At 40.8% G+C, this 22,841-nt stretch carries 13 protein-coding genes; 8 read left to right on the top strand and 5 right to left on the bottom strand.

All coding sequences use genetic code 11. The features are described from left to right. Positions 1-16 precede the first annotated feature (16 nt). From lpxK to NY014_RS05230, 4 genes are all read left to right on the top strand, one after another. Complete coding sequence (gene lpxK / locus NY014_RS05245; RefSeq protein ID WP_259413501.1) at positions 17-1,075, top strand: tetraacyldisaccharide 4'-kinase; 1,059 nt, start codon at positions 17-19, stop codon at positions 1,073-1,075. Then, positions 1,072-3,027: a putative porin gene (locus tag NY014_RS05240; RefSeq protein WP_259413499.1), complete on the top strand. Its 1,956-nt coding sequence runs from the start codon at positions 1,072-1,074 to the stop codon at positions 3,025-3,027. Before lpxK ends, NY014_RS05240 begins: the two co-directional genes overlap by 4 nt. A 2-nt stretch (positions 3,028-3,029) precedes the next feature. Then, complete coding sequence (locus NY014_RS05235; protein ID WP_259413498.1) at positions 3,030-3,641, top strand: MiaE family protein; 612 nt, start codon at positions 3,030-3,032, stop codon at positions 3,639-3,641. A 96-nt stretch (positions 3,642-3,737) separates the two neighbouring features. Then, positions 3,738-4,982 carry an ABC transporter permease gene (locus NY014_RS05230; RefSeq protein WP_259413497.1) on the top strand — a complete coding sequence of 415 codons (1,245 nt, stop codon included), beginning with the start codon at positions 3,738-3,740 and terminating at the stop codon, positions 4,980-4,982. A 50-nt stretch (positions 4,983-5,032) separates the two neighbouring features. Here NY014_RS05230 and NY014_RS05225 read toward each other — a convergent pair whose 3' ends face one another. Genes NY014_RS05225 through NY014_RS05210 form a run of 4 tightly spaced genes read right to left on the bottom strand, consistent with a single transcriptional unit; the run spans position 5,033 to position 9,718 of the window. After that, on the bottom strand, positions 5,033-5,467 hold the full coding sequence (locus NY014_RS05225) for a hypothetical protein (protein WP_259413496.1): 435 nt from the start codon (positions 5,465-5,467) through the stop codon (positions 5,033-5,035). A gap of 60 nt (positions 5,468-5,527) precedes the next feature. Then, complete coding sequence (locus tag NY014_RS05220; protein WP_259413495.1) at positions 5,528-6,709, bottom strand: class I SAM-dependent rRNA methyltransferase; 1,182 nt, start codon at positions 6,707-6,709, stop codon at positions 5,528-5,530. Beyond that, positions 6,696-8,090 carry a high affinity choline transporter 1 gene (locus NY014_RS05215; protein WP_354003164.1) on the bottom strand — a complete coding sequence of 465 codons (1,395 nt, stop codon included), beginning with the start codon at positions 8,088-8,090 and terminating at the stop codon, positions 6,696-6,698. Before NY014_RS05215 ends, NY014_RS05220 begins: the two co-directional genes overlap by 14 nt. Before the next feature lie 8 nt (positions 8,091-8,098). After that, a complete protein-coding gene (locus NY014_RS05210; protein WP_259413493.1) occupies positions 8,099-9,718 on the bottom strand; it encodes an ABC-F family ATP-binding cassette domain-containing protein in 1,620 nt (539 codons plus the stop codon). Positions 9,719-9,874: 156 nt separating this feature from the next. On the opposite strand from NY014_RS05210, the gene NY014_RS05205 reads away from it, so the two are divergent. The 4 genes from NY014_RS05205 (at position 9,875) to galE (ending at position 20,965) form a co-directional block, all read left to right on the top strand. Beyond that, positions 9,875-13,012 (top strand): PKD domain-containing protein, encoded by a 3,138-nt coding sequence (locus NY014_RS05205; RefSeq protein WP_259413492.1) that lies wholly within the window; start codon positions 9,875-9,877, stop codon positions 13,010-13,012. 52 nt (positions 13,013-13,064) lie between these two features. Continuing rightward, the gene (locus NY014_RS05200; protein WP_259413491.1) at positions 13,065-16,736 is read left to right on the top strand and encodes a PKD domain-containing protein; all 3,672 of its coding nucleotides are present in this window, start codon (positions 13,065-13,067) and stop codon (positions 16,734-16,736) included. A 31-nt stretch (positions 16,737-16,767) separates the two neighbouring features. Continuing rightward, the gene (locus tag NY014_RS05195) at positions 16,768-19,890 is read left to right on the top strand and encodes a PKD domain-containing protein (protein ID WP_259413490.1); all 3,123 of its coding nucleotides are present in this window, start codon (positions 16,768-16,770) and stop codon (positions 19,888-19,890) included. Between the two features lie 61 nt (positions 19,891-19,951). Next, positions 19,952-20,965 (top strand): UDP-glucose 4-epimerase GalE, encoded by a 1,014-nt coding sequence (gene galE, locus NY014_RS05190; RefSeq protein ID WP_259413489.1) that lies wholly within the window; start codon positions 19,952-19,954, stop codon positions 20,963-20,965. Between the two features lie 38 nt (positions 20,966-21,003). On the opposite strand, the gene ggt is transcribed toward galE, so the two are convergent. Then, positions 21,004-22,698 (bottom strand): gamma-glutamyltransferase, encoded by a 1,695-nt coding sequence (ggt, locus tag NY014_RS05185; protein WP_259413487.1) that lies wholly within the window; start codon positions 22,696-22,698, stop codon positions 21,004-21,006. Positions 22,699-22,841 lie beyond the last annotated feature (143 nt).

The raw sequence follows: 22,841 nt of genomic DNA, 5'->3' as shown, positions 1-22,841 counted from the left end.
ATAAGAATTCTCGCGTATGCGCTTTCTGCTTTTTCTTCTCTTTCCTTTTGCTGGAATATATAATCTAGTGACTTGGGTGAGGAATGTACTTTTTGATCGGGGAATATTGCAAAGTCAGAAATCAAAAATTCCAACCATTTCAGTAGGAAACTTAAGGGTTGGTGGTACGGGCAAAACACCTATGGTTGAATACCTCATTCGACTTTTTAGAGATGAATATTCTTTAGCAATCCTTTCTAGGGGATATGGGAGAAAGACAAAAGGATTTCTAGAGGCTGATTCTACCACTTCAGCGAATCAAATAGGAGATGAGCCTTTTCAGATTTATGAGAAATTTGGAAAGGAAGTTGGAGTCTACGTGTCAGAAAAACGAGTTTTGGGTGTGGAGAAAATCCAAGAAAAAGAAGAAAAACCTGATTTGATCATTTTGGATGATGCTTTCCAGCACCGATACATCACACCTGATTTTTCAATTCTTCTGACTACTTGGGAACAGCCTTTTTTTAATGATTATTTATTGCCGATGGGAAGGCTTCGAGAAAGTAGAAATGGTGTTCGTAGAGCCGATTTGGTGATTGTGACCAAATCTCCTTCTCAAATTTCAAAAGAACAGGAAGAAAAATATCTCCGAAAAATTCAAAAATACACCAAGTCAAATACCCCGGTTTTTTTCGCCAATTTAAAATATGGTCAGCCTAAACCTCTTTTTGGCAATTCCAATTTTCAAAATAAAGTGATTCTGTTTACTGGTTTAGCGGATCCAAGTAGTATGGTTGAGTTTTGTAAGCAAGAATATATTTTATTGGCATCCCGCCATTTTCCAGACCACCATCATTATACAAATCAAGATATTCAAAGCCTTCAAGGATTAGCGGAAAAGTATAGAGATGATAATCCGGTTTTTTTAACGACCGAAAAAGATGGCGTAAAAGTTAAATCCTTACTTCCCAAAGGATTTTTGGGAGAATTTCCGATTTTTGTCCTCCCGATAGAGGCAAAGCTGAATCCTGAAAACGAGGAAAAATTAAAAAATCTCATTCAGCAAAAAATCTTTGGGAAAAGTACTGAGCGGTGAATAAATATTTAATCGGAATTTGTGTATTGATTTTTTTGGGGATTGGCCATCAATCCTTTGCGCAGCGTCCTCTACCGCAAAATGGTCGGCAGGTTCAAAATCCCAATCAACGTGTCCAACGGGAAGCCTTACAACAGGCTTCTGATGAAGAATTGGAAAACGGGGGTAGGAGAACCTTGTTGGACGACTCAACAAGAATGGTTTTTGGACCCACGACAGCCCTGTTTTTCTTCGAAAAAGATATTAAGCGAAATAGTCTGACTCTTTATCCTCAGGATACTTCTTTGACCAATTTTCATAATTATGACCCAGTGGCAAAGGGAGGATGGAAGTATCAGGATTTAGGGAATATCGGATCGGCGGCTCAACCGATATTTTATGAAATCCCCGCACTGATAGGGACTAGGTCTGGTTTTCATGCGTATGATATTTATTATCATGCTCCAGAGACAAGAAAATACTTTGATACCAAGTCCCCATTTACCAACATGTCAGCATTTTTTGGAGGAGGAAACCGAAATATGCTGGATATCGAGTTCGCTCGAAATGTGAATTCCAGGTGGAATGTGGGGTTTGAGTTTCATACCATAAAATCACGAAAAACCTTGAACCCAAATGCTCGGGATGATAATATGGTGGAACAAACTTCCTATTCCTTTCATACCAATTATCGTTCGGAAAATGGGAGGTATTGGCTTTTGGGGAATTTTTCTAGAATGCGACATCTCGTCAATGAAATAGGAGGTATTATTCCGCCTGAGGTGGATTCCAATTCTGTTTATTTCACCTATGAAGATGCCAAGGTTTGGCTTCGAAATACCCAAGTGAGGGATTTGAGACAGGATTACCATGTTTATCACGAGTACAAGGTGAAGGACGGTTTACAGATTTACCATGTTTTTGATCGAAAAAAACAGGAGGTAAATTTTGATGCTTTGCTTAATACTACTGATTCACTTTTCTACCCTTCCACTCGCTTTGTTAATCCAGATACGACTATCAATTCCAACAATTTTGCTGAATGGAGGAATGAGTTTGGGGTGAAAGGGACCTTTGGAGGCTTTTATTACAATGCCTTTGCAAAACTTCGAAACGGGAGAATGAGAAATCCCAATTTTGAAGAAAATGCTGCTTTTAATGAGGTTTTTGTTGGGGGTGAATTAATCGGTAAAATTTCCGAGAAGTGGTCAATCAGTGCCGAAGGAGAATACCTGCTCCCAGGAGCATTTAAAATTCACGGAGTATTTCAATCGCCTTGGCTAGATGCCGAATACACTAAGGCCCTCTATAAGCCCACTTCTGTTCAGCAGCAGTTTTTTGGAAATCATTTCATTTGGAATAATGACTTTCAAAATACAGGAGTTGATCAGGTTAAGGGTACTTTGAAAATTGATTTTGGGAAAATCAAAATTCGTCCCTCATTGACTATAAACCGGGTAAATAATTACGTGTTTTTCAATGAAGAAAGGGTTCCAGAGCAAGCATCTGGTGAAGCCTATATGCTGATGCCCGGGGTACGTTCAGCAATACGGATTGGAAAGAAATTCCAATGGGATGCCGAAGTGATTTTCACTTCGATTTCTGGAGATGCAGCTGACGCATTCCGAATTCCAGATGTTTTTGCTAATACACGATTTTATTTTGATAGCCCTGCATTTAATGATAATGTATATGTTCAGTTAGGGTTGGATGTAAGGTATCATTCCAGCTTTTTTGCGGATGCCTATTGGCCTTCCCATCAGCAGTTTTATTTGCAAAACAGATTTGATGTTTATGCCTACCCTGTGGTGGATGTGTTTTTGAATTTTCGGATCAACCGAACTCGGGTTTTGTTAAAATACAACCACTTGAATGCTGGTCTGATGAATCAGGAGGGGTACTTTGTGACTCCTGATTATACAGGAGTAAAATCATTCATTGATCTTGGAATTACTTGGTATTTATTTGATTAAAGATGAGTTGGGAAGAAAGTACTAGACAAAAAATGCTGCACCTCAAATTGCCAACCGACCCTAGGTGGGTAGGGATTGCTGAAATGCAAATTGAGGATATCTTGGTAGACCATGCTTATTGCGAGCAGAAAGCAGCTTCTTCCTGTATCAGTTTGATTGTGCGATATAGTGATTTAGATTACTTGGTTGATACTTTGACTCCGATTGTGGCAGAAGAATGGGGGCACTTCGAGCGGGTTATGGATCAGTTGCGCAAGCGAGGTATGAAGTTTGGAAAGCAGCGGAAGGACGAGTATGTAGCCAAACTCAATGATTTTGTCAAAAAGGGTGGAAGCCGGATGGAGCAATTGACAGAGTATTTGCTTATGAATGCCTTAATTGAAGCGAGAAGTTGTGAACGCTTCAAACTTCTGTCAAAAAACATTCAGGATGAGGAGCTGCAAAAGTTCTACTATGAGTTAATGATTTCTGAAGCCGGGCATTATGTCACCTTTATTGAAATGGCTCGTAAATACCATGATCCTGAAAAGGTGAATATAAGATGGCAAGAATGGCTCGATTATGAAGCTGAAGTGCTTAAGAATATGGAATTACGGGGGGATCGAATGCATTGATTTTTGATTTCTTCAAACAGGATTCTTTTGTTTTGATTATACTTATGAGTTGGGAGCCTAAAAATTCCCCAAATCTGTTTTAAAAGCGGACATTTTATGAATTTGATCGAAAATATGCGGGAGGCCGTGAAGTCCATTCAGGTCAATATCCTGCGAACTATTTTAACTGGTGCGATTATCGCCATTGGAATTTCCTCGCTGGTTGGAATGCTTACTGCCATTGATGGGATCAAGGCTCAAATCGCTGAAAGTTTTTCTGGCCTTGGTGCTAATTCCTTCGATATCCGAAGTAGGGGATTTACGGGTGGACGGGCCATTCAGGAAGGAAAAGAAGAAAAATCATACCCGCCAATTAAATACAAGGAGCTTCAGGATTTCAAGAGCGAGTTTGGGGCTTTTGGGATATCGACAGTTTTTGTCCGAGTTACAGGTTCGGCAGAGGTAAAGAGAGGTTCGAAGACAAGTGATCCAAATGTTCGGATATTAGGGGGAGATGATAACTATATGGGGATCAAAGCAATAGACTTGAAGAGTGGAAGAAATTTTTCAAGTACTGAAGTACGATATGGAAATAATGTCTGCATCATTGGGGAAGAAATTCAAGAAATACTCTTTGAGTCTAATGAAGATCCGCTTTCCCAAAAAATTACCATTTATGGAAGACCTTATACGGTTGTTGGAATTTTAGAAGAGCAGGGTGGAGTAGGTGCTGATCAGGGTGCAGATAGACAGATCATTATTCCTGTTGAAAATGCTGCTCGACTGGATACTCGTGGAACTTTCCGTTACCAAGCTACAGCAGTTGCATCAGGTCCTGACCGAATTGATTATGAAATGGGGCAGGCCATAGGAATCATGCGAAAAATCCGTCAGGACCGAGTTACAGAGGAGGATTCCTTTGAATTAACAAAAAGTCAATCTGTAGCAGAAAGTTTGGAAGAAGTTGCCGGGTATCTGCGAATAGGAGGTTTTGGTATTGGATTTATTACCCTGCTTGGAGCTTCTATCGGCTTGATGAATATTATGTTGGTTTCGGTTACGGAACGGACACGAGAGATAGGAATTAGAAAAGCTTTGGGAGCAACTCCTTTACGAATCCGTCAGCAGTTTTTGATGGAAGCCATCATGATCTGTATTCTTGGAGGACTTTTTGGAGTAATCTTAGGAATTGCAATAGGAAACGTAATTGCTAATATCATCGGCCCAGGCGGATTCTTAGTTCCGTGGTTATGGATGTTTATTGCCTTTATAATTTGTGTAGTTGTTGGATTACTGTCGGGTTATTTTCCAGCTTTCAAAGCCAGTAAATTAGATCCTATCGAGTCATTGAGATATGAATAAAAAAAAGCGCTGAATTTAATTTCAGCGCTTTTTTTTTTGATTAGACTTTTTCACCCAATCCAAGAAGACCAAGGAATTCGGCTTAAAATCAAAACCAAGCCTACCGCATAAAGCATGTAAATGCTACGGAACTTAGCTCTTGAGCTGGAAGCCTTTTTTGCTCTGCTATATCCAATGGTGATCAATACGATGGCAATGATGTTAATAAATGGATGTTCCAAAGCGGTCAATCGAAGTGTTGCATCTGACATAGCATTTCCAGATTGAAAAAGCTCCAAGCCCAATGGACTGACGAAATAAAGAATCAAGCCAAGTAATAGCTGAACATGGGAAAGGATAAAAGCTACTAAAGCAATCTTGCGATCTTTCTCGGTAAACTCCCGACCACTTAATGAGCCGATAAGCATCAAGACAATTACTACGATTAAAGCAATAAGGACTAAGTAGGCAAGTCCTGAGTGAGCATGTTGTAATCCTGTATACATGTTGTTTTTATTTTTTGTGAAAATAGCTGAAAAGCCAAAAAGGTTTCAGAATTTTTGATTTTAATCTACAAAAAGGACCAAGCCTTTGAGATACTCAGTTTCTGGGTGAAAGATATTAATCGGGTGATCCGCAGGTTGGGAAAGCTGATGGATGATTCGGGTTTTTCGCTTAGCCTCCATAGCAGCGGCAGTTATGGTATGATTGAAAAGTGCCTTATCCACTACCTGAGAACAAGAAAACGTAAATAGGATTCCCCCTTTTTTAATCCGTTTCAAAGCTTCTGCATTTAATCGTTTGTAAGCCTGAACAGCATTATGTCTTGCTTTGATGTTTTTTGCAAAAGCAGGAGGGTCCAAAACGATGATATCATAATCGTCTCCGATCTCTCGAATGTATTTGACCACATCAGCTACTTTGGATTCATGTATTGAATCAATCTGCGGATTGAGAGAGATATTTTCCTCTGTCAATTCGATGGCTTTTGGAGAAATATCAACCGAATGAACTTCCTTGGCCCCAGAAAGAAGAGCTAAAACAGAGAATCCTCCTGAATAGCAAAATGTATTCAGTACTTTTTTGTCTTTCGAATAATCGGCTAGGAGTTTTCGATTCTCCCGCTGATCAATGAAAAAGCCGGTTTTTTGACCCTTCTCCCAATCGATGCGATAGGTAGCTCCATATTCCTGAACAAGGTCTGTTTGAGGTTCACCAAAGACCCATTGATTATCAGCAAGCCCAAAATTTTTGGCAAGGGTTTCTGAGCTTTTGTCAAAAACTGCCCTTAGTTTATCCCCATAGCATTCCTTCAGAGCTTGGGCTATTTCAGGAATATGTTGATACATTCCGATTTGGTGACATTGGATAACTGCTGTTCCGTTATAAAAATCAATGATCAATCCTGGCAGTAAGTCTCCTTCTCCATGTACTAAGCGATAAACATTTGTTTTAGGATTATTGGTTAAGCCCAGCTTTTCTCGAAGCAGGAAGGCATTAGAAATCATTTCATTCCAGAATTCTTGATCTATGGCTCGATTTTCAAAACTGATGATTCTAACCATAATTGATCCCGGAGCAAAATGTCCGATACCCAAAAACTCGTTTTGAGAGGAATAAACCGCTACCAATTGTCCATTTTCCAAATTGGAAGGCATTTGGGCTATAGCACCGGAAAAAACCCAGTGGTGTCTGCGTTTTAAAGAAATCTCTTTGCCTTTTTTGAGGGTGATTTTAGGATATTCCATGCGAGAGTTTTTGTCGATCAGGGAAACTGTAACTTCCGATTACCATGAAAATGATACTGGCTCCAAGGCCATATAAATGAGCTTTTATTTCAGTTTCAAAGTTTAGAATTGCTAAATAAAAGATCATTCCAAAAACCATGGACATCAAAGCTCCCATGCTTGAAGCTTTTTTCCAATAAAGCCCCGCAGTAAGTGGTACAAAAAGTGAAACTAGCATCAAAATGGATGCCCCTGCTACCAAATCATAAATATTAGACTCCAAACTTGCCATCAAAGTGGCTATTAATGCTACAAAGACGACATTGAAACGCAGGATCCACAGGAAGTGCTTGTCCTTAAGTTTCTTGCCAAAATATGGTCGTATGATGTTTTCAGAAATGATAGCAGCAGGAGCTAATAAGCCCGAGCTTGTGGTGCTCATGATGGCAGAAATTAGGGCTCCAAAGAATACGATCTGAACCGGAAGTCCACCATGTGCCAATATCATTCGAGGCAGAAGCATTTGGTTGTTTTCCAAAGACAACTCCGGATACAAAACCTGTGCTCCTAAAGCTATGAACAAGGGCAACAATCCAAAAGAAAGGTAGAAGATACCAGCTAGATAGGTGGATTGGACTGCTACTTTTTGCGATTTGGCAGACATCACTCGCTGGTAAATATCCTGGCTAGGGATAGAACCTAAACCTAGAATTATCCAAGCTCCAAGGTAATTCATCCAAGAATGCAGGTTTCCTTCAGGAAAGAATTGGAAACTTTTTTCGGGAGCTTGATTTAAAATTTCCATCACTCCGCCGGCTTCATTTGCGATCATGGTTGCAACCCAAAGGAGTCCAATGACGATCATGGTAGTTTGGATAAAATCCGTGATAGAGATAGCCCACATCCCTCCGAGGAAGGTGTAGAAAACAACGATTCCAGCTGAAATCAAGATTCCTTGAAAAAGTGTAATGTCACTGACAGCTCCCAAAACCAAACTAAGTGCTACTAATTGTGCAGCTACATAGCCAAAGTAGGCTGGAATCATAAATACAGAGGCGAAGAATTCTATTCTGGCACCAAACAGCTTTTTAAATACATCGCCTATGGTAAGGACCTCCATTTTGTACATAGGTCGGAGGTAAAACATCCCGAATAAAATCAGACACAGAGCCCCTCCAAAAGGATCTTCAATTACGCCAATCAGACCTTCTTCTAGATAGACAGAAGAAGCGCCAAAAATGGTTTCAGAACCAAACCAAGTAGCAAAAAGTGCAGATGCTGAAAGAAAAAGGGGAAGTGATCTTCCCGCCAAAACAAAGTCGCCGGAGTTTTTGACTAGGCGGGAAGACCAGGCTCCAATGCCCACTGTAAGGGCCAAATAGGCGATAATGGCAGTGAGCAACAAGGAAATTATCCTTTAGCGTACATAGAATCCCGAAGCGCTTTGATTTCCTCACTTTCCAAATAATCATCGTAGGAAGTGCGTCTGTCAATCACACCTTTCGGTGTCAATTCAATCACGCGATTGACAGTTGATTGAACAAAGGCGTGGTCGTAGGAAGAAATAAATACCGTACCGCTAAAATCAATCACGGCGTTGTTGAAGGCAGTGATGGATTCCAAATCCAGGTGATTCGTTGGTTCATCCAAAACCAAAAGGTTGGGATTTTGAAGCATCATTTTAGAAATCATACAACGAACCTTTTCACCTCCAGAAAGAACTGTACATTTCTTGAGAGTTTCCTCTCCTGTGAAAAGCATTCTTCCCAAAAAGGTCCGTACATATGCCTCTTCTTGGTTGCTGGAGAATTGTCTTAGCCAGTCGATTAAATTGAGGTCTGAATTGAAATATTTGGAATTATCGTTAGGTAAGTAGGCTTTATTGATAGTTACTCCCCATTTGAAATTCCCTTTAGTAGGCTGGATTTCACCCATGATGGTTTCAAAGAATTTGTTGACCGCTTGCTTAGTCTTTGAAATGAAAGCGATTTTATCTCCTTTATCAACCATCAGGTTTACATCCGTGAAATAAGTGATTCCGCCTTGAACCAATTCCAGGTTTTCAGTCATGAAAATCTGATCGCCAGCTTCACGTTCTGGTTTGAAGATGATTCCCGGATATTTTCTTGAACTAGGCTCAATTTCATCAACGTTCAATTTTTCGAGCATCTTCTTTCTAGCAGTTGCCTGCTTGGATTTTGCCACGTTTGCTGAGAATCGAGCGATAAACTCCTGAAGTTCTTTCCGCTTTTCTTCAGCCTTTTTGTTCTGATCTGCTCGCTGTTTTAGAGCCAACTGAGAAGACTCGTACCAGAAGGTGTAGTTACCAGAATAGATTTTGATTTTCCCAAAGTCAATATCAACGATATGCGTAGAAACAGCATCCAAGAAGTGACGGTCGTGAGAAACTACGATTACCAGGTTTTTGAAATTCACCAAAAAATCCTCCAACCAGGAGATGGTCTCGGCATCTAGGTCGTTGGTAGGTTCGTCCAGAATCAAGATGTCTGGATTACCAAAAAGGGCTTGGGCCAATAGAACCCGCACTTTTTGATTACCAGCCAAATTTTTCATAGGCTGATAGTGGAGGTCTTCGGAAATGCCCAACCCTGAAAGTAGGGCAGCTGCATCGGATTCTGCATTCCAACCATCCATTTCTGCGAATTCAGCTTCTAATTCCGAAGCTCTGATTCCATCTTCCTCTGAAAAATCCGGTTTCATATAGATGGCATCCTTTTCCTCCATAATGGCATAAAGTTTTTTATGTCCCATCAAAACAGTTTTTAGCACTTCCACTTCATCAAACTCAAAGTGGTTCTGCTTCAAGACTGCCATCCGCTGACCTGGAGTGATATTGATACTTCCTGTGGTGCTTTCAATTTCCCCGGAAAGAATCTTGAGGAAGGTGGATTTACCTGCGCCATTCGCACCGATCACACCATAGCAGTTTCCAGGAGTAAATTTCAGATTGACATCTTCGAAAAGAGTACGCTTACCAAATTTTAGAGATAAATTATCTACTGAGATCATTCGAAATTGAGCTTTTTAGAAGGCGCAAAGATAGGAATAAAAATTTCCTTTGGCTTGCCTCCAAGCACTAATCCCCATAGAACCGTTCCAAAAACTTCATTAACAAAATCCTGTCAGGTTGATTATATTGAAAGCAAAATTTTGAAATGTAGTTGGATGGGGAGATTTTACCGGATTTACCTAACGTTTTTACTTGTTTTTCTTTCGATCGCAGTTCATGCTCAGGTATCTACTGTAGGTACTGAATTTTGGGTTGGTTTTATGGATAATAATAAAATCCCACCCAATAATGGGGGACAAGGTGCTCCTGATTATGCAAATATTATTGTGACTGCCAATGAAGATGCCCAAGGTACCATTGAATACAGAGGTCAGACTGCAAGCTTTAGCCTTAGCGCAGGCCAACAGTATACATTACGTGTGCCTTCCGAGGATTTAGATTTATTGCATAGAAGTTCGGGAGCTACAGAAAATAAGGGCGTCTATATTTCCAGTACCGGAAAAATTGCCGTTCATGCTTACAATGAGCGATTTCGAAGTGCAGACGGTTCGGTAATATTGCCGGTCTCGGCTTTGGGTACAGATTATTACATCACTTCCCATTTTGAGACGCTTACTGCCAATAATACTTACAACGGCAATATAAATGATGAAAGTACGCTTTTGGTGATAGCTACCGAGGATGATACGGAAATTGAAATCACCACAAAAGCTACAACGATTGGAGGGGGACAAGCAGGCGTGCCGTACACCATCAGGTTGAATCGAGGTCAAAGTTATCAATTGAAAGCCAAAGCTGACTTGACTGGCTCACGTGTCCGTGTAATTGGTGCTGATGCGAGCGAGTGTAAAAAAATTGCAGTTTTTGGAGGAAATAAATGGACTTCTGTTGGGAATTGTGGGGCTGCGAATGATCATTTATTCCAGCAAGCCTATCCAGTAAATACTTGGGGGACTTCGTTTGTTCATGTTGCTTTGTCTGGCCGAACTTCTGGCGAATTAGTTAAAGTATTGGCTGCCGAAGATGGGACAGAGGTAAGAGTGAATGGAGCTTTGGAGGGTACGATTAATCGAGGAGAGTTTTTGCCCATCGAATTTGGGATCAATGAGCATGGGAAAATCGAAACAAGTAAGCCATCCTCTGTAACGGTTTTTGCAAAAAGTCAGGAATGTAATCAACCCAACTCACCAGAAGCATTGACTGGGGATCCCTTTATGATTACTTACAGTCCAAGTGAGCAATTTTTGAAACAATTGACTTTTGTTTCCTTGAATTTGCCTTCCATTGTCAATCATTATGTAAACATTGTCGTAAAAGCTGGAACCCAAAACGGAACCGTTTTAGATGGCACAAACGTAAGTGGTAGATTTTTTCCGCTGCCCGGCGATCCAAGCTTCATGTATGCCCGGATAAATATTAGTCAAGGGGTACATCGTCTTAGTAATCCGGATGGATTTGCAGCTTATGCATATGGTTTTGGGGAATTAGAATCCTATGGATATGCAGCAGGAGCCGCTTTGGATAATTTGAATTTTGAGACTGAGGCGAGCTATGAATTTGACGTGGATGGTGAGAATGTGGCTTGTCTAAATCAGCCTGGAGATTGGGTCATAAACCCAGAAAATCCTGATTTCACCTATTTTGTATGGGATTTTGGTGATGGTAGTCCTTTGCAGGAAGGGAAGGAAGTTAGTCATACATTTTCTCAAGCAGGAGAATTTGAGGTGAGTGTTTTGGCTGCCTTAAGTCCAAACTCCTGTGACCAACAAGAGGAAGTTACTTTCCTAGTCAATGTTCTTGAATCTTCTGCTGAAATTATCGGCTCCTCTTCTGCTTGTCCAGAAATAGAAGAACTTCTCTATACGATTGAAAATTTAGAAAATGTCAGTCGAGTTGAATTTGAAGTTGAGGGCGGGGAACTGATTGAGATTGATGATTTATCTACGGTTGTCCGCTGGGGTGCGGCCAATGATAATGCTTCTCTTACCGCAATTCCTTTCAATTTAAATGGCTGTCCTGGTGAACCAATTTCCCTCCCTGTTACTGTGAATCAAAGAATTGATGCAGAACTTCCGGAGGGAAGTGAAGAGGTTTGTTTTGATCCAACCGTATCCCATTTATATTCAATTCCCGGTGCTTCCACTGGAAGGAGGTATGATTGGACAATTGCAGGAGGGGTGATCCTTTCAGGCCAAGGTAGTTCAGAAGTGGAAGTGAGTTGGGATCAACCCGGAGTTATTGGAGAGCTATATTACACTGCTACGAGCTTGGTGGATGCGCTTTGTGAAGGAACCTCTGATCCAATTCAAGTTTCTGTAAAAGAGGAGTTTTTGGTCTCTATCCAAGAAATCAGCCCGATAGGTTGTTCGGGAGAAGGCAGTGGAGGAATTGAATTAGAGATTATTGGAGGAGTCGCACCTTACCAATTTGAATGGTCTCATGACTCCAGTCTTCAAGAAAAGAGAGCTGATGGCCTGACCGCCGGACTTTACTCCGTGAAGGTTATTGATCAGTTGGGTTGTGAACAAATTTTAGAAAATCTGGAGGTAATTGAGCCTGCCCCTTTGGAATTGGTTAATGTTATTCCTCAGGCTGTTTCCTGTTATGGCAAACCTGATGGTATTGTGACAATGGAGGTAAGTGGTGGGGTTCCACCTTATATTTTTGAATACAATGGAAACCAAAGCTTTTCATCGACTATTCAATTGAATGATTTATCTCAGGGAATTTATGATTGGACTGTGGTGGATTCCAATGGATGTTCTATTCCAGTTTCTTTTGAAATTGCTTCTCCTGCTCCTTTGGAGGTAGAAGTTAGGTTGGATAAGCCTGCTTGTCCCGGCGGAAGTAACGGGGAATTGTTTGCTTTCCCGGCTGGGGGAATCAATCCTTTTGTGTATACTTGGGAGTTCAATTCAACAGCAGGAAATCAGCTAGTTGGAGTTCCGAAAGGGATTTATGCAGTTTCCGTGAGAGATGCTTCCGGATGTGTGAGTTTAGGACAAGGGGAGGTGATAGAAGCAGCACCTGAGGTTCGGATGCCAACGGGATTTTATCCAGAAAGAGATCAGGATCTTTTTCAGGCAGTTTCCAACTGTGAATTGGAAATGGAAATCTTGATTTTCGACAGATGGGGACAAATTATTTATTCAGGGAATGAAGGCTGGGATGGCATGATTTCTGGAGTAGATGCACCGTCTGGAACTTATACTTATCGAATTCAGTATTCCTTTTGGATCAACGATCAGTTCCAAGTAGAAAACAAATCTGGAGCTTTTGCTCTTATTAGATAGAATATTCAAAACAGCTCAATTACCCTAATTGATTAAAATGTTGGACTTGTAAATGGTACACTCAAAAAGACTATTTTTTGTCTTTTTCGTGTGTATTTTGTTTTTGCTGGGTGGAAACGTATATGCCCAGTTAAGCACGTTTGGTAAGGAGTTTTATTTCGGGTTGATGGAAAACAACCTGAAAGAGAACAATATTGATAAGGCAGTCATCACCATAACTGCCCGTGAGGAAGCTATTGGTACTATTCAATACCTCGGCCAAACGGTGAATTTTTCAATCGGTTCGAATGATGTTTTTACCCATGAAATTCTTTCCTCAGATTTTGATGTTCTTCACAGAGGATCTGGAGTTGTAAGAGATAAGGGAATTGTAATTTCTTCCTCCGGAGAAATCTCAGTACATGCATTTAACATTAGAAGTACTAGTTCGGACGCTTCGGTAATCCTACCTGTAAAAACCCTAGGACAAGATTATCTTGTTACAGCTCATTACACCGATGTAAACCTGGGAGAAAACAATTTCGAAAGTACGCTCTTAGTTGTAGCCGTTGAAGATCAAACAAGGGTAGAAATTACTCCTACAAAAACCACAGTAAATGGTAATCCTGCAGGAGTTCCATTTGAAGTAGTTTTGAATTCAGGCCAAAGTTTCCAGTTGAAAGCATTTGGAGATCTTACTGGTTCAAGGGTTCGAGTATTGGATGCTGAAGGAAATGAGTGTAAAAAAGTTGCTGTTTTTGGGGGAAATAAAATGACCCAGGCAGGAACTTGCGGAAGCACTGCTGATCATTTGTTTCAACAAACCTATCCGCTTTTTGCATGGGGTAATTCGTTTATACACATCCCTTTGTTAGATCGAACTTCTGGCGACTTGGTAAAAGTACTAGCTGCAGAAAACGGAACTCAAATTCGTGTTAATGGACAATTGGAATTGACATTAAATGCAGGTCAATTTCATGTTTTTGATTTCAATGCTACTGAAACCAAATTCATTGAAGGTTCTAATCCAATCAGTGTAACTGCTATAGCAAAAAGTTCTGATTGCGATGCTGCCGCTGTTGCTACCTTGGGCGATCCAAGTATGATTACCTACAATCCGAATAATCATAGAATCAAGTCGATTGTATTTAATTCTCTAAAGTCTTTTGGTTTTGTTCGACACTATGTCAACATAATAGTTCCGACTGCCTCTATTGACAAAACCCTTTTAAATGGTAAGGGAATCAGTTCTAATTTTTCTCCAGTACCCGGAATTTCTGAATTTAGTTTTGCAAGAGTTGCTGTCGGTGGAGGAGTAAACTCCCTTTCAAATCCTGATGGATTAATAGCCTATGCTTATGGTTATGGAAATAAAAGTTCCTATGGCTTTTCAGCAGGTGCAAATTTTGAGGATACAGAATTTACAATCCAAAGTGATTTTGGGTTAGATGACGAGCATATTGCTTGCTTTGGTCAAGAAGGAACTTGGGAAGTCGCTGCTAATAACCCTCAGTATACCCAGTTTACTTGGGATTTTGGAGATGGTACAGCAACAGTTAGCGGAAAGGTTGTAAATCACAGCTTTGAAAAAGAGGGGACATTTCTGGTAAAGGTATTGGCTAGCAACGGAGTTGCAGGCTGTCCGGTCGAAAATGAGTTTGAATTTGAGGTAGTTGTAAAGAAGGTTGAGTTTGAAATCGTGGGTGCAGAACAAGTTTGCCCTGGCTCAGAAGAAACTTACGAATTGGGCACTTCTTCAAATTTGGAAAAACTAGAGTGGATAGAGGTAATAGGAGGGACAGTTTTAGAAGAGACTGAAAGTTCAATCTCTATACAATGGCAAGAGGATGTTGCCGATGCTGGCATAAGGGTGGTTGGGGTTTCTCCTGATGGATGTAAAAGTGAACCATTATTTTTTCCAGTGACCTTTGGAGATCAATCTATTGATGCCATTCCGGAAGGAGAGACTTCTGTTTGTATCAGTGGAGATAGTCAATTTGCTTATAACATTCCTGCTGATCTTCAGCAAGGTTCTTTTGAAATTCAGTGGGTAGTAACAGGCGGTGAAATCAATTCTGATCCATCTGAACCAACGGTTTACGTACGTTGGGAAAAAGGTGCTGAAGAGAAATCTATTTATTTTTCAGTTCTAGAGGAAGGCCAGTCTTGTGGGAAAGTTTCGGAAAAATTAGAGGTTAGTGAAGTTGCTGAGGTACCGTTTATTGATCCAGTGATTACGGGTTCTAATGAGGTTTGTATTGGAACGGAAATCACCTATTCCTTCACATCAGAAACTCCTTTTTCTTCTCTGGATTGGATAGATATAAATGGAGGAGAGATAGTTAGCCAAAGCGAAAATGAAGTCGTTGTTAGATGGGTGGCAGAGTTAGAGAATATGGGATTCTCTTTGATTCCATATCATGATAACGGCTGTCCTGGCACCTTGATTTCCTTCGATGTCACAGTAAAAGATTCAGAAGTAGTTGAAGCTCCGATTGGAAATCAGTTTTTGTGTGGACCTGAGTTTATGGAAATGACTTATTCTATTCCTCAACAAACTATTGAAGGAACCATTTCTTGGGTGATCAATGGAGGTGAAATTATTGGATCTTCCGAAGGAGAAGCAGTTAATGTGATTTGGAGTTCGGAGGAGTCAGAAAGATGGATTGGTTATTTGATTGATCCGGTTGATGCCAGTCAATGCCCGGCAGTTTCAGAGCGTCTTCAGATTGAATTAAGTAATCCTATTCAAATAAAAGAGGTAAATGAAACTTCACCCTCTTGTCCTGGCTCTGATGATGGGAAATTGGATCTTCAAATTAGTGGAGGTTCAGGGGAGTATATTTTTGAATGGGAAGGATACCCTGATGCAAAAGGTTCGCAATTAGAAAATATTCCTGCTGGGGAGTATCAGGTATCAGTATATGATGTAAATAGCTGTGGTTTTGGAGAATTCACTGTTTCATTAACAGATCCCGAAGCTATGAGATTGGTGGAGGAAATAAAGCTTTTGCCGACTACCTGCAATGAATCATCAGATGGTGGGTTTGTCGCAAATATTTCCGGTGGGTTGCCTCCATATTCAGTACCCGGATTTGATTTTACTTCCGATGGCCAGACAGTTTCTGTAAGCGGGCTTTCAAAAGGAAGCTTTAAATTGTTTGTGGAGGATTCCAAAGGATGTATTCTTCCAATTGAAGGAGAGATTCCTGGGTCTGAAGCTCTTCAGGTTCGATTTGTAGAGGTGAGTGAAAGCTGCCCTGGTGGTAATTTTGGACGGCTTGCCGTTGAGGTGGAAGGAGGAGTAGGACCTTATACCTATTCTTGGAATTTAGGAGAAGGGATAGCAGGAATTAGTCGTTCGTTAGATGCTGATCTTAGTTCTAATTCTATCAGTAATATGCCATCTGGTGATTATGAGGTTATGGTGACAGACGCCAATGGCTGTCAGGTAAGAGCTTATGGTAGAATACCTGAGACGCAACCTCAAGTAAGAATGCCGACCGGTTACTTGCCAACGGATGGTCTTTACTATCCTGTCTCCAATTGTAGCCTTGAATATAATTTAACTGTTTTTGACCGCTGGGGGAATGTTGCTTATACCGGTTCTGAAGGCTGGGATGGTTTGATTAATGGAAAAGAAGCACCAAACGGAACATATACATACCAAATCAGTTACCAATTTAGATTAGGCGATCAGCTAGAAAATGAAAAAAAATCAGGTGTTTTCGTCCTAATCAGGTAAATTTCATTTTGTACAAATTAGGAGTTTATCCATGAATTGGCGGCTGTGGGTTTCTGTACTTTTTTTTATCAAGGCATTTTGGTTGGATTCATTTTTAGCCAAAGCACAAATCAGCACCATCGGTAGGGATTTTTATATAGGTTTTATGGATAATAACCGGCGAAACACGCAGCCGGATCGGGTTGTGGTGATTATTACCGCCGTTGAAAAAGCAGCTGGTACGATTCAAACTCCTAAACAGTCTATTCCCTTTACGTTAGAAGCCGGTGAGCAGCTCATGAGAGAATTTGATGGAGATGATGAAGGTGTAATTCACCGGGAAAGTGGTCGAGTCGAATACCGTCCTTTTCGGGTCACCTCCTCAGGGGATTTGACTGTTCATGCCATTAATGGTCGGGAATATAGTACTGATGGAACAGTGATTTTACCTACTTCAGCATTGAGTACGGAATACTTGGTGATGGCTCACTACGATACTTTTGGCCCAGGACAAGAGCCAGGAAGTAACCGAAATTTTGAAAGTACGCTCTTGGTTGTTGCAACGGAAAATGATACACAGGTTGAGGTGGTTCCTGCAGCACCTACGGTTAATACCATTCCTGCCGGAGCACCGATACAATTCACCCTAGACGCTGGAGAGAGTTATCAAATAAAGGCAAACGGAGATCTTACTGGATCAAGAGTTAGGGTACTCAATCCATCTGCGGATTCTTGTAAACTTTTGGCTGTTTTTGGAGGAAATAAAACAAGTAGTGCAGGGGATTGTGGTACAAGCGGAGATCATATTTTTCAGCAAGCTTATCCTTTGGAGAGCTGGGGCAAGGAGTACATTCATATTCCATTAGCTGGACGAACATCTGGGGAGATTGTGAAGGTTTTAGCTTCGCAAGACGGTACAGAGGTGCGAATAAATGGGGCTGTTCGTGCTACTTTGGATGCCCGGGAATATGTTCGTTTTGAATTTGGAAAAAATGAATTGGCTTTGATTGAGACATCAAAGCCTAGTAGTGTTGCAGTAATTGCCAAAAGCGGTGCTTGTAATGAATTTGGAGTTGCACCCCTTGGTGATCCTAGTTTGTTTTTATTGAGCCCAAATTCCCAACGATTAAAAAATATAACTTTTTCTACTGGGAAGCTCATTGGTGGATTCAATCAAAATATAGAGCATTATTTGACCGTATTAGTGCCAAGTGGCTCAGAGAGTGAAACCCTTCTGAATGGCGTCTCTGTTGGCGGTCAATTTCAACCTGCTTTATCAACTGGCTTTTCTTATGCCAGGATCAAAGTTCCTTTTGGAGTAAATACCCTGTCCAATCAGGAGGGTTTTATCGCATATGTTTATGGTTCTGGTTCGATTGAATCCTATGGCTTTGCTGTAGGGGCAAGTTTGGAAAATGTCCAATATGAGATAGAAACTAGCTATGACTTTGATGTGGTCGGGGAAAAAGTGGCCTGCCTCAATCAAGAAGGGACCTGGGAAATATTTCCAGATGATTCCAGATTTAAGATTTTTTCTTGGGACTTTGGAGATGGCTCCGAGCTGAAGGATGGAAAATCGGTGAACCATACTTTTACCTCTTCAGGTTCTTATGAAGTGACCGTATTTGCATCCACTGGTGAGGGTTCTTGTGATAGTGAAACGAAATTTAGCTTTGAAATCGAGGTGACTGTGGTCGAGGCTGAGTTGGAAGGCCCAAGCTCTCTTTGTCCTGATAGCGGAGGAATTTCTTACAGCCTTGAAAATATGGAGGGAGTTTCTGAGGTAATTTGGGAGGTTGAAGGGGGAAGCTTTACCGAGGTCAATGACATTGAAATTCAAGTAGATTGGGGAGTCGCTAATCCAAATGCGTTGGTGAGAGCCGTTCCAGTAGCTGAAAATGGATGTTTAGGACCCGTTTTGGAAATCCAAGTTATTTTGGAAGAGGATTTTACTCCTGAAAAACCTGAAGGTCAACTTGGATTATGTGGTTCGGATTCCGGACCTTTTTCCTATTTCGTTCCATTTCCACAATCAGGAAAAGAATATAAATGGTATGTGGCGGGAGGTGATTTTGTGTCCACAAATGAAGGAGAGGTAGTGGAGGTTGATTGGGAAATCAATGCATCAGTTCGAAGTTTATTTTATGAGGAAAGAATTCCAGGTGGTAGCTCTTGCTTTGGAACTTCCGAGGTTTTGGAAATTGGTTTCTTTCCTGCTCTAGATATTAAAGATGGAGATTTGATATCACCTTCTTGCATAGGAAATACAGATGGGGAAATCCTTCTGGATATTCAAGGAGGATCAGGAGAATTTACATTTTCTTGGAGCCATGATCCAAACTTGAATGAGCCAATAGCCATAGGTCTAGGTCAAGGAAATTATGAAGTGACAGTTACAGATTTATTAGGCTGTGGAGAACAGACCTTGAATTTTGTATTGACTGACCCGGAGCAAATATCCATTGTTTCTGAGTCAGTTGTTCAACCTTCTTGTAATCAAACGGGGGATGGAGAGCTTATTCTGAAATTATTAGGAGGAACTCCTCCTTTCCAAGTTCCTGGATATGCCACGGATTGGGATGGGGAGTTTTTGACAGTTTTTGGGATAGGATTTGGTGAGTATGAGCTTTTTGTGGCTGATCAGAATGGCTGTGGAATTTCCTACAGTGGTCAAATGGATGCCCCTGCACCTTTGGAAATCGAATTTGAAGAATTGACTCCAGGATGTCCGGGAGGAATTGATGGTTCGATCCGGGTTTTGATTCAGGGAGGAACGCCTCCATACCAAATTCAATGGGAAAATGGATTTACCGGTGATCTCCTCACTGATTTATCTTCAGGTGAATATGATGTGATTGTTACCGATGCTAATGGCTGCGAGGTAAGTGGGGCAGGTAGGGTTTCAGAAGCCAAACCTTCTGTTCGAATGCCTAGTGGGTTTGTTCCTTCGGAAGGGCCTTATCAGCCGATTTCAAATTGCAGTATTTCTTATGAATTGTTTGTCTTTGACCGCTGGGGTCAAATGATTTTTTCTGGTTCCGAAGGATGGAATGGATTATTTAAAGGCGAATACATGCCAACTGGTGTTTATACTTATTTACTTCGCTATCAGTATTCTTTGGATATCGGTATCCAAAACGATCAGATTACAGGGGCATTTACCCTGGTTGATTAAATTTACTTTTTCAAGGTTCTGAAAAATACTTTGATAGTTTTGTGTAAAATTTTTGTGATCCATGAAAAACATTTTGATTACAGGAGGGGCAGGATATATTGGCTCTCACACAGCAGTTGAATTAGTAAAAGCTGGATATCGCCCCATTATTATCGATGATCTTTCTAATTCCCAAAAAGCAGTTCTCGAGAGGCTTCAAGAAATTACCGGAATGGACATTCCTTTTTATTTGGGTGATTGTAGCAATCGTTCTTTATTGGAGCAAATCGCCAAGGATTATGAATTGTCCGGGGTAATTCATTTTGCAGCATTCAAAGCGGTAGGAGAGAGCACCCAAGAACCCTTGAAGTATTATAAAAATAATGTGGGTTCGCTTTTGGTTTTACTTGAATTCATGGAGGCTCATTCCATTTTGGATTTGGTTTTTTCATCTTCTTGTACGGTCTATGGGCAGCCTGATGTTCTACCTGTTACCGAGGATACACCTAGAAAAGATGCCGAAAGCCCTTATGGAAATACCAAGAAAGTTTGTGAGGATATTTTGGTAGACTTAATCAAAAGTAAATCTGTTTTAAGGATTATTTCGCTCCGTTACTTTAATCCGATTGGTGCTCATCCTAGCGGAAAAATAGGGGAGTTACCAAGTGGTGTACCAAACAATCTGGTTCCTTTCGTCACCCAAACGGCGGCAGGGATTCGTAAAAAATTGACTGTTTTTGGAGATGATTATGATACACCAGATGGTTCATGTGTTAGAGATTTTATTCATGTAATGGATTTGGCTGATGCCCATGTGAAGGCTTTAACTTATTTGGAAAATAAGACTCCAAATTTCTATGATGTTTTCAATGTCGGGACCGGAGATGGAAATACGGTGTTGGAGGTCATCCATACCTTTGAGGAGGTGAATGACATCAAATTAAACTACGAGATCGGTCCTAGAAGACCAGGGGATGTGGTAAAAATTTGGGCTGATACTACTAAGATCAATCAAGTCTTGGGTTGGCACCCTAAGTATTCTTTGGCAGACTCTCTTCGTGACAGTTGGAATTGGGAGAAAAAATTGAAAGAATAAATGAAAGCCCTTTGAAATCAATCAAAGGGCTTTTTTGATTAATATCCAGCAGCTTGTCCGTCTTTTCTAGATTCGGAAGCTCCGTAATATACTTTTCGAATAGGATCAAACTTAATTGCTTGATACCCACCGTAGGGACCCACGCTAAATTCCACTCGGTGTCCTAATTCTTCCAGTTTTCGAATGACTTCATAAGAGAATCCACTTTCAAGATTAAGTGAACCGCCTGAAGTCATTTTTGAACCTGTAGGCTGAGAGGATCCGGTATGTCTCATTCTAGGAGCATCGCCTGCCTCTTGAATATTCATTCCAAAATCAATAATGTTTACTAGTATCTGAGTGTGACCTTGAGGTTGAACAGCTCCACCCATCAGCCCAAAACTCATAAATGGTTCTCCGTCTTTGGTCACGAAGGCTGGAATAATGGTGTGAAAAGGTCGTTTTCCTCTGGCCAATGAATTCCAGTGATTTTCATCTTGCACATTAAACATTTGCCCTCGATTTTGAAGGACAAAGCCCAGTCCATCCGGAACCATTCCTGAGCCAAATTCATCATATATGCTTTGGATAAAAGAAACCATGTTGCCTTCGGAATCTGCAACTGTCAAATAGGTAGTGTTACCTTTTTCAATATCTCCAGCCGGATATTCCCGGGCGGCTCGATTCATATCGATTAGTTTTCGTCGCTCGGCTGCGTACTCTTTTGAAATCAAATAGTCGACTGGAATTTCATTGAATGAAGGATCAGCATAATATTTAGCTCGATCCTCATAAGCTAATTTTTTTGCTTCTGTCAGAACATGAAGATATTCTGCACTTCCAAAGCCCATAGATTTCAAATCAAAGCCTTCTAAAATATTGAGCATTTGAAGGGCGGCAATTCCTTGTCCATTGGGTGGAAGTTCCCAAACGTCATAACCTCGGTAATTGGTGCTTACTGGTTCTACCCACTCAGTGGTGTGGTTTTTCAAGTCCTCATAACTCAAATAGCCGCCATGCTCTTTCATAAAGCGATCTATGGTTTTGGCAATTTCTCCTTCATAAAAGGCTTCTCTTCCTCCTTGAGCAATCAATTCATAGGTTCTTGCTAGGTCAGGGTTTTTAAATACATCTCCCTTTTGTGGAGTAGTCTCTCCATTTGGCATATAAGTCTTTTTGAAACCAGGAAGATCTTGCATTCTTGGCCAGTCATCATTCATTTGCCAGGCAATTACTTCTGAGACAGGAAATCCGTTTTTCCCATAATCGATAGCTGGTTGTAAGATTTCCTGCATGGAAAGGTTTCCAAATTTCTCATGCAACTCAAACCATCCATCAACAGCTCCCGGAACAGAAACTGGAAGAGGCCCAAGGAAAGGGACATATTGAAGGCCTTTTTCTTTAAAAACTTCCATGGTAAGTTTTTCCGGAGCTCTTCCACCTCCATTCAAACCATAAAGTTTTTTCTCTTTTGCACTCCAAACGATTGCAAAAACATCTCCGCCTATTCCGCAAGCATGTGGCTCTACCAAGCCAAGCATGGCATTAGCTGCGATGGCTGCATCTACGGCACTTCCTCCTTTTTTCAAAATGTCTAAAGCTGCCTGTGTAGCCAAAGGCTGGCTCGTCGCTGCCATTCCATTTTGGGCAAGAATTTCAGATCTCGTAGCAAAGGTTTTCCCAGTAACCCTATCCTGCGCGGATAATGAAAGGGATATGAATAAGCAAAAGATTGAAAGAATTTGGATTTTCATATTTGGTCGAATTTGAGGGCATTTTAGAATATGAAAATCTAGAAAACAAACAGACTTTCGCGAATGGGTAAATTCATTCACCGAATGGAAAGTTGAAAATCTAAAGAACGTTTGAGTGGATTAGATAAAAATTATTTTCCTGA

It is taken from the genome of Algoriphagus limi (genome assembly GCF_024919275.1).
Classification (GTDB): Bacteria; Bacteroidota; Bacteroidia; order Cytophagales; family Cyclobacteriaceae; genus Algoriphagus; species Algoriphagus limi.
Note: the sequence above shows the minus strand (reverse complement) of the source record. Positions and strands in the feature narration are given on the sequence as shown.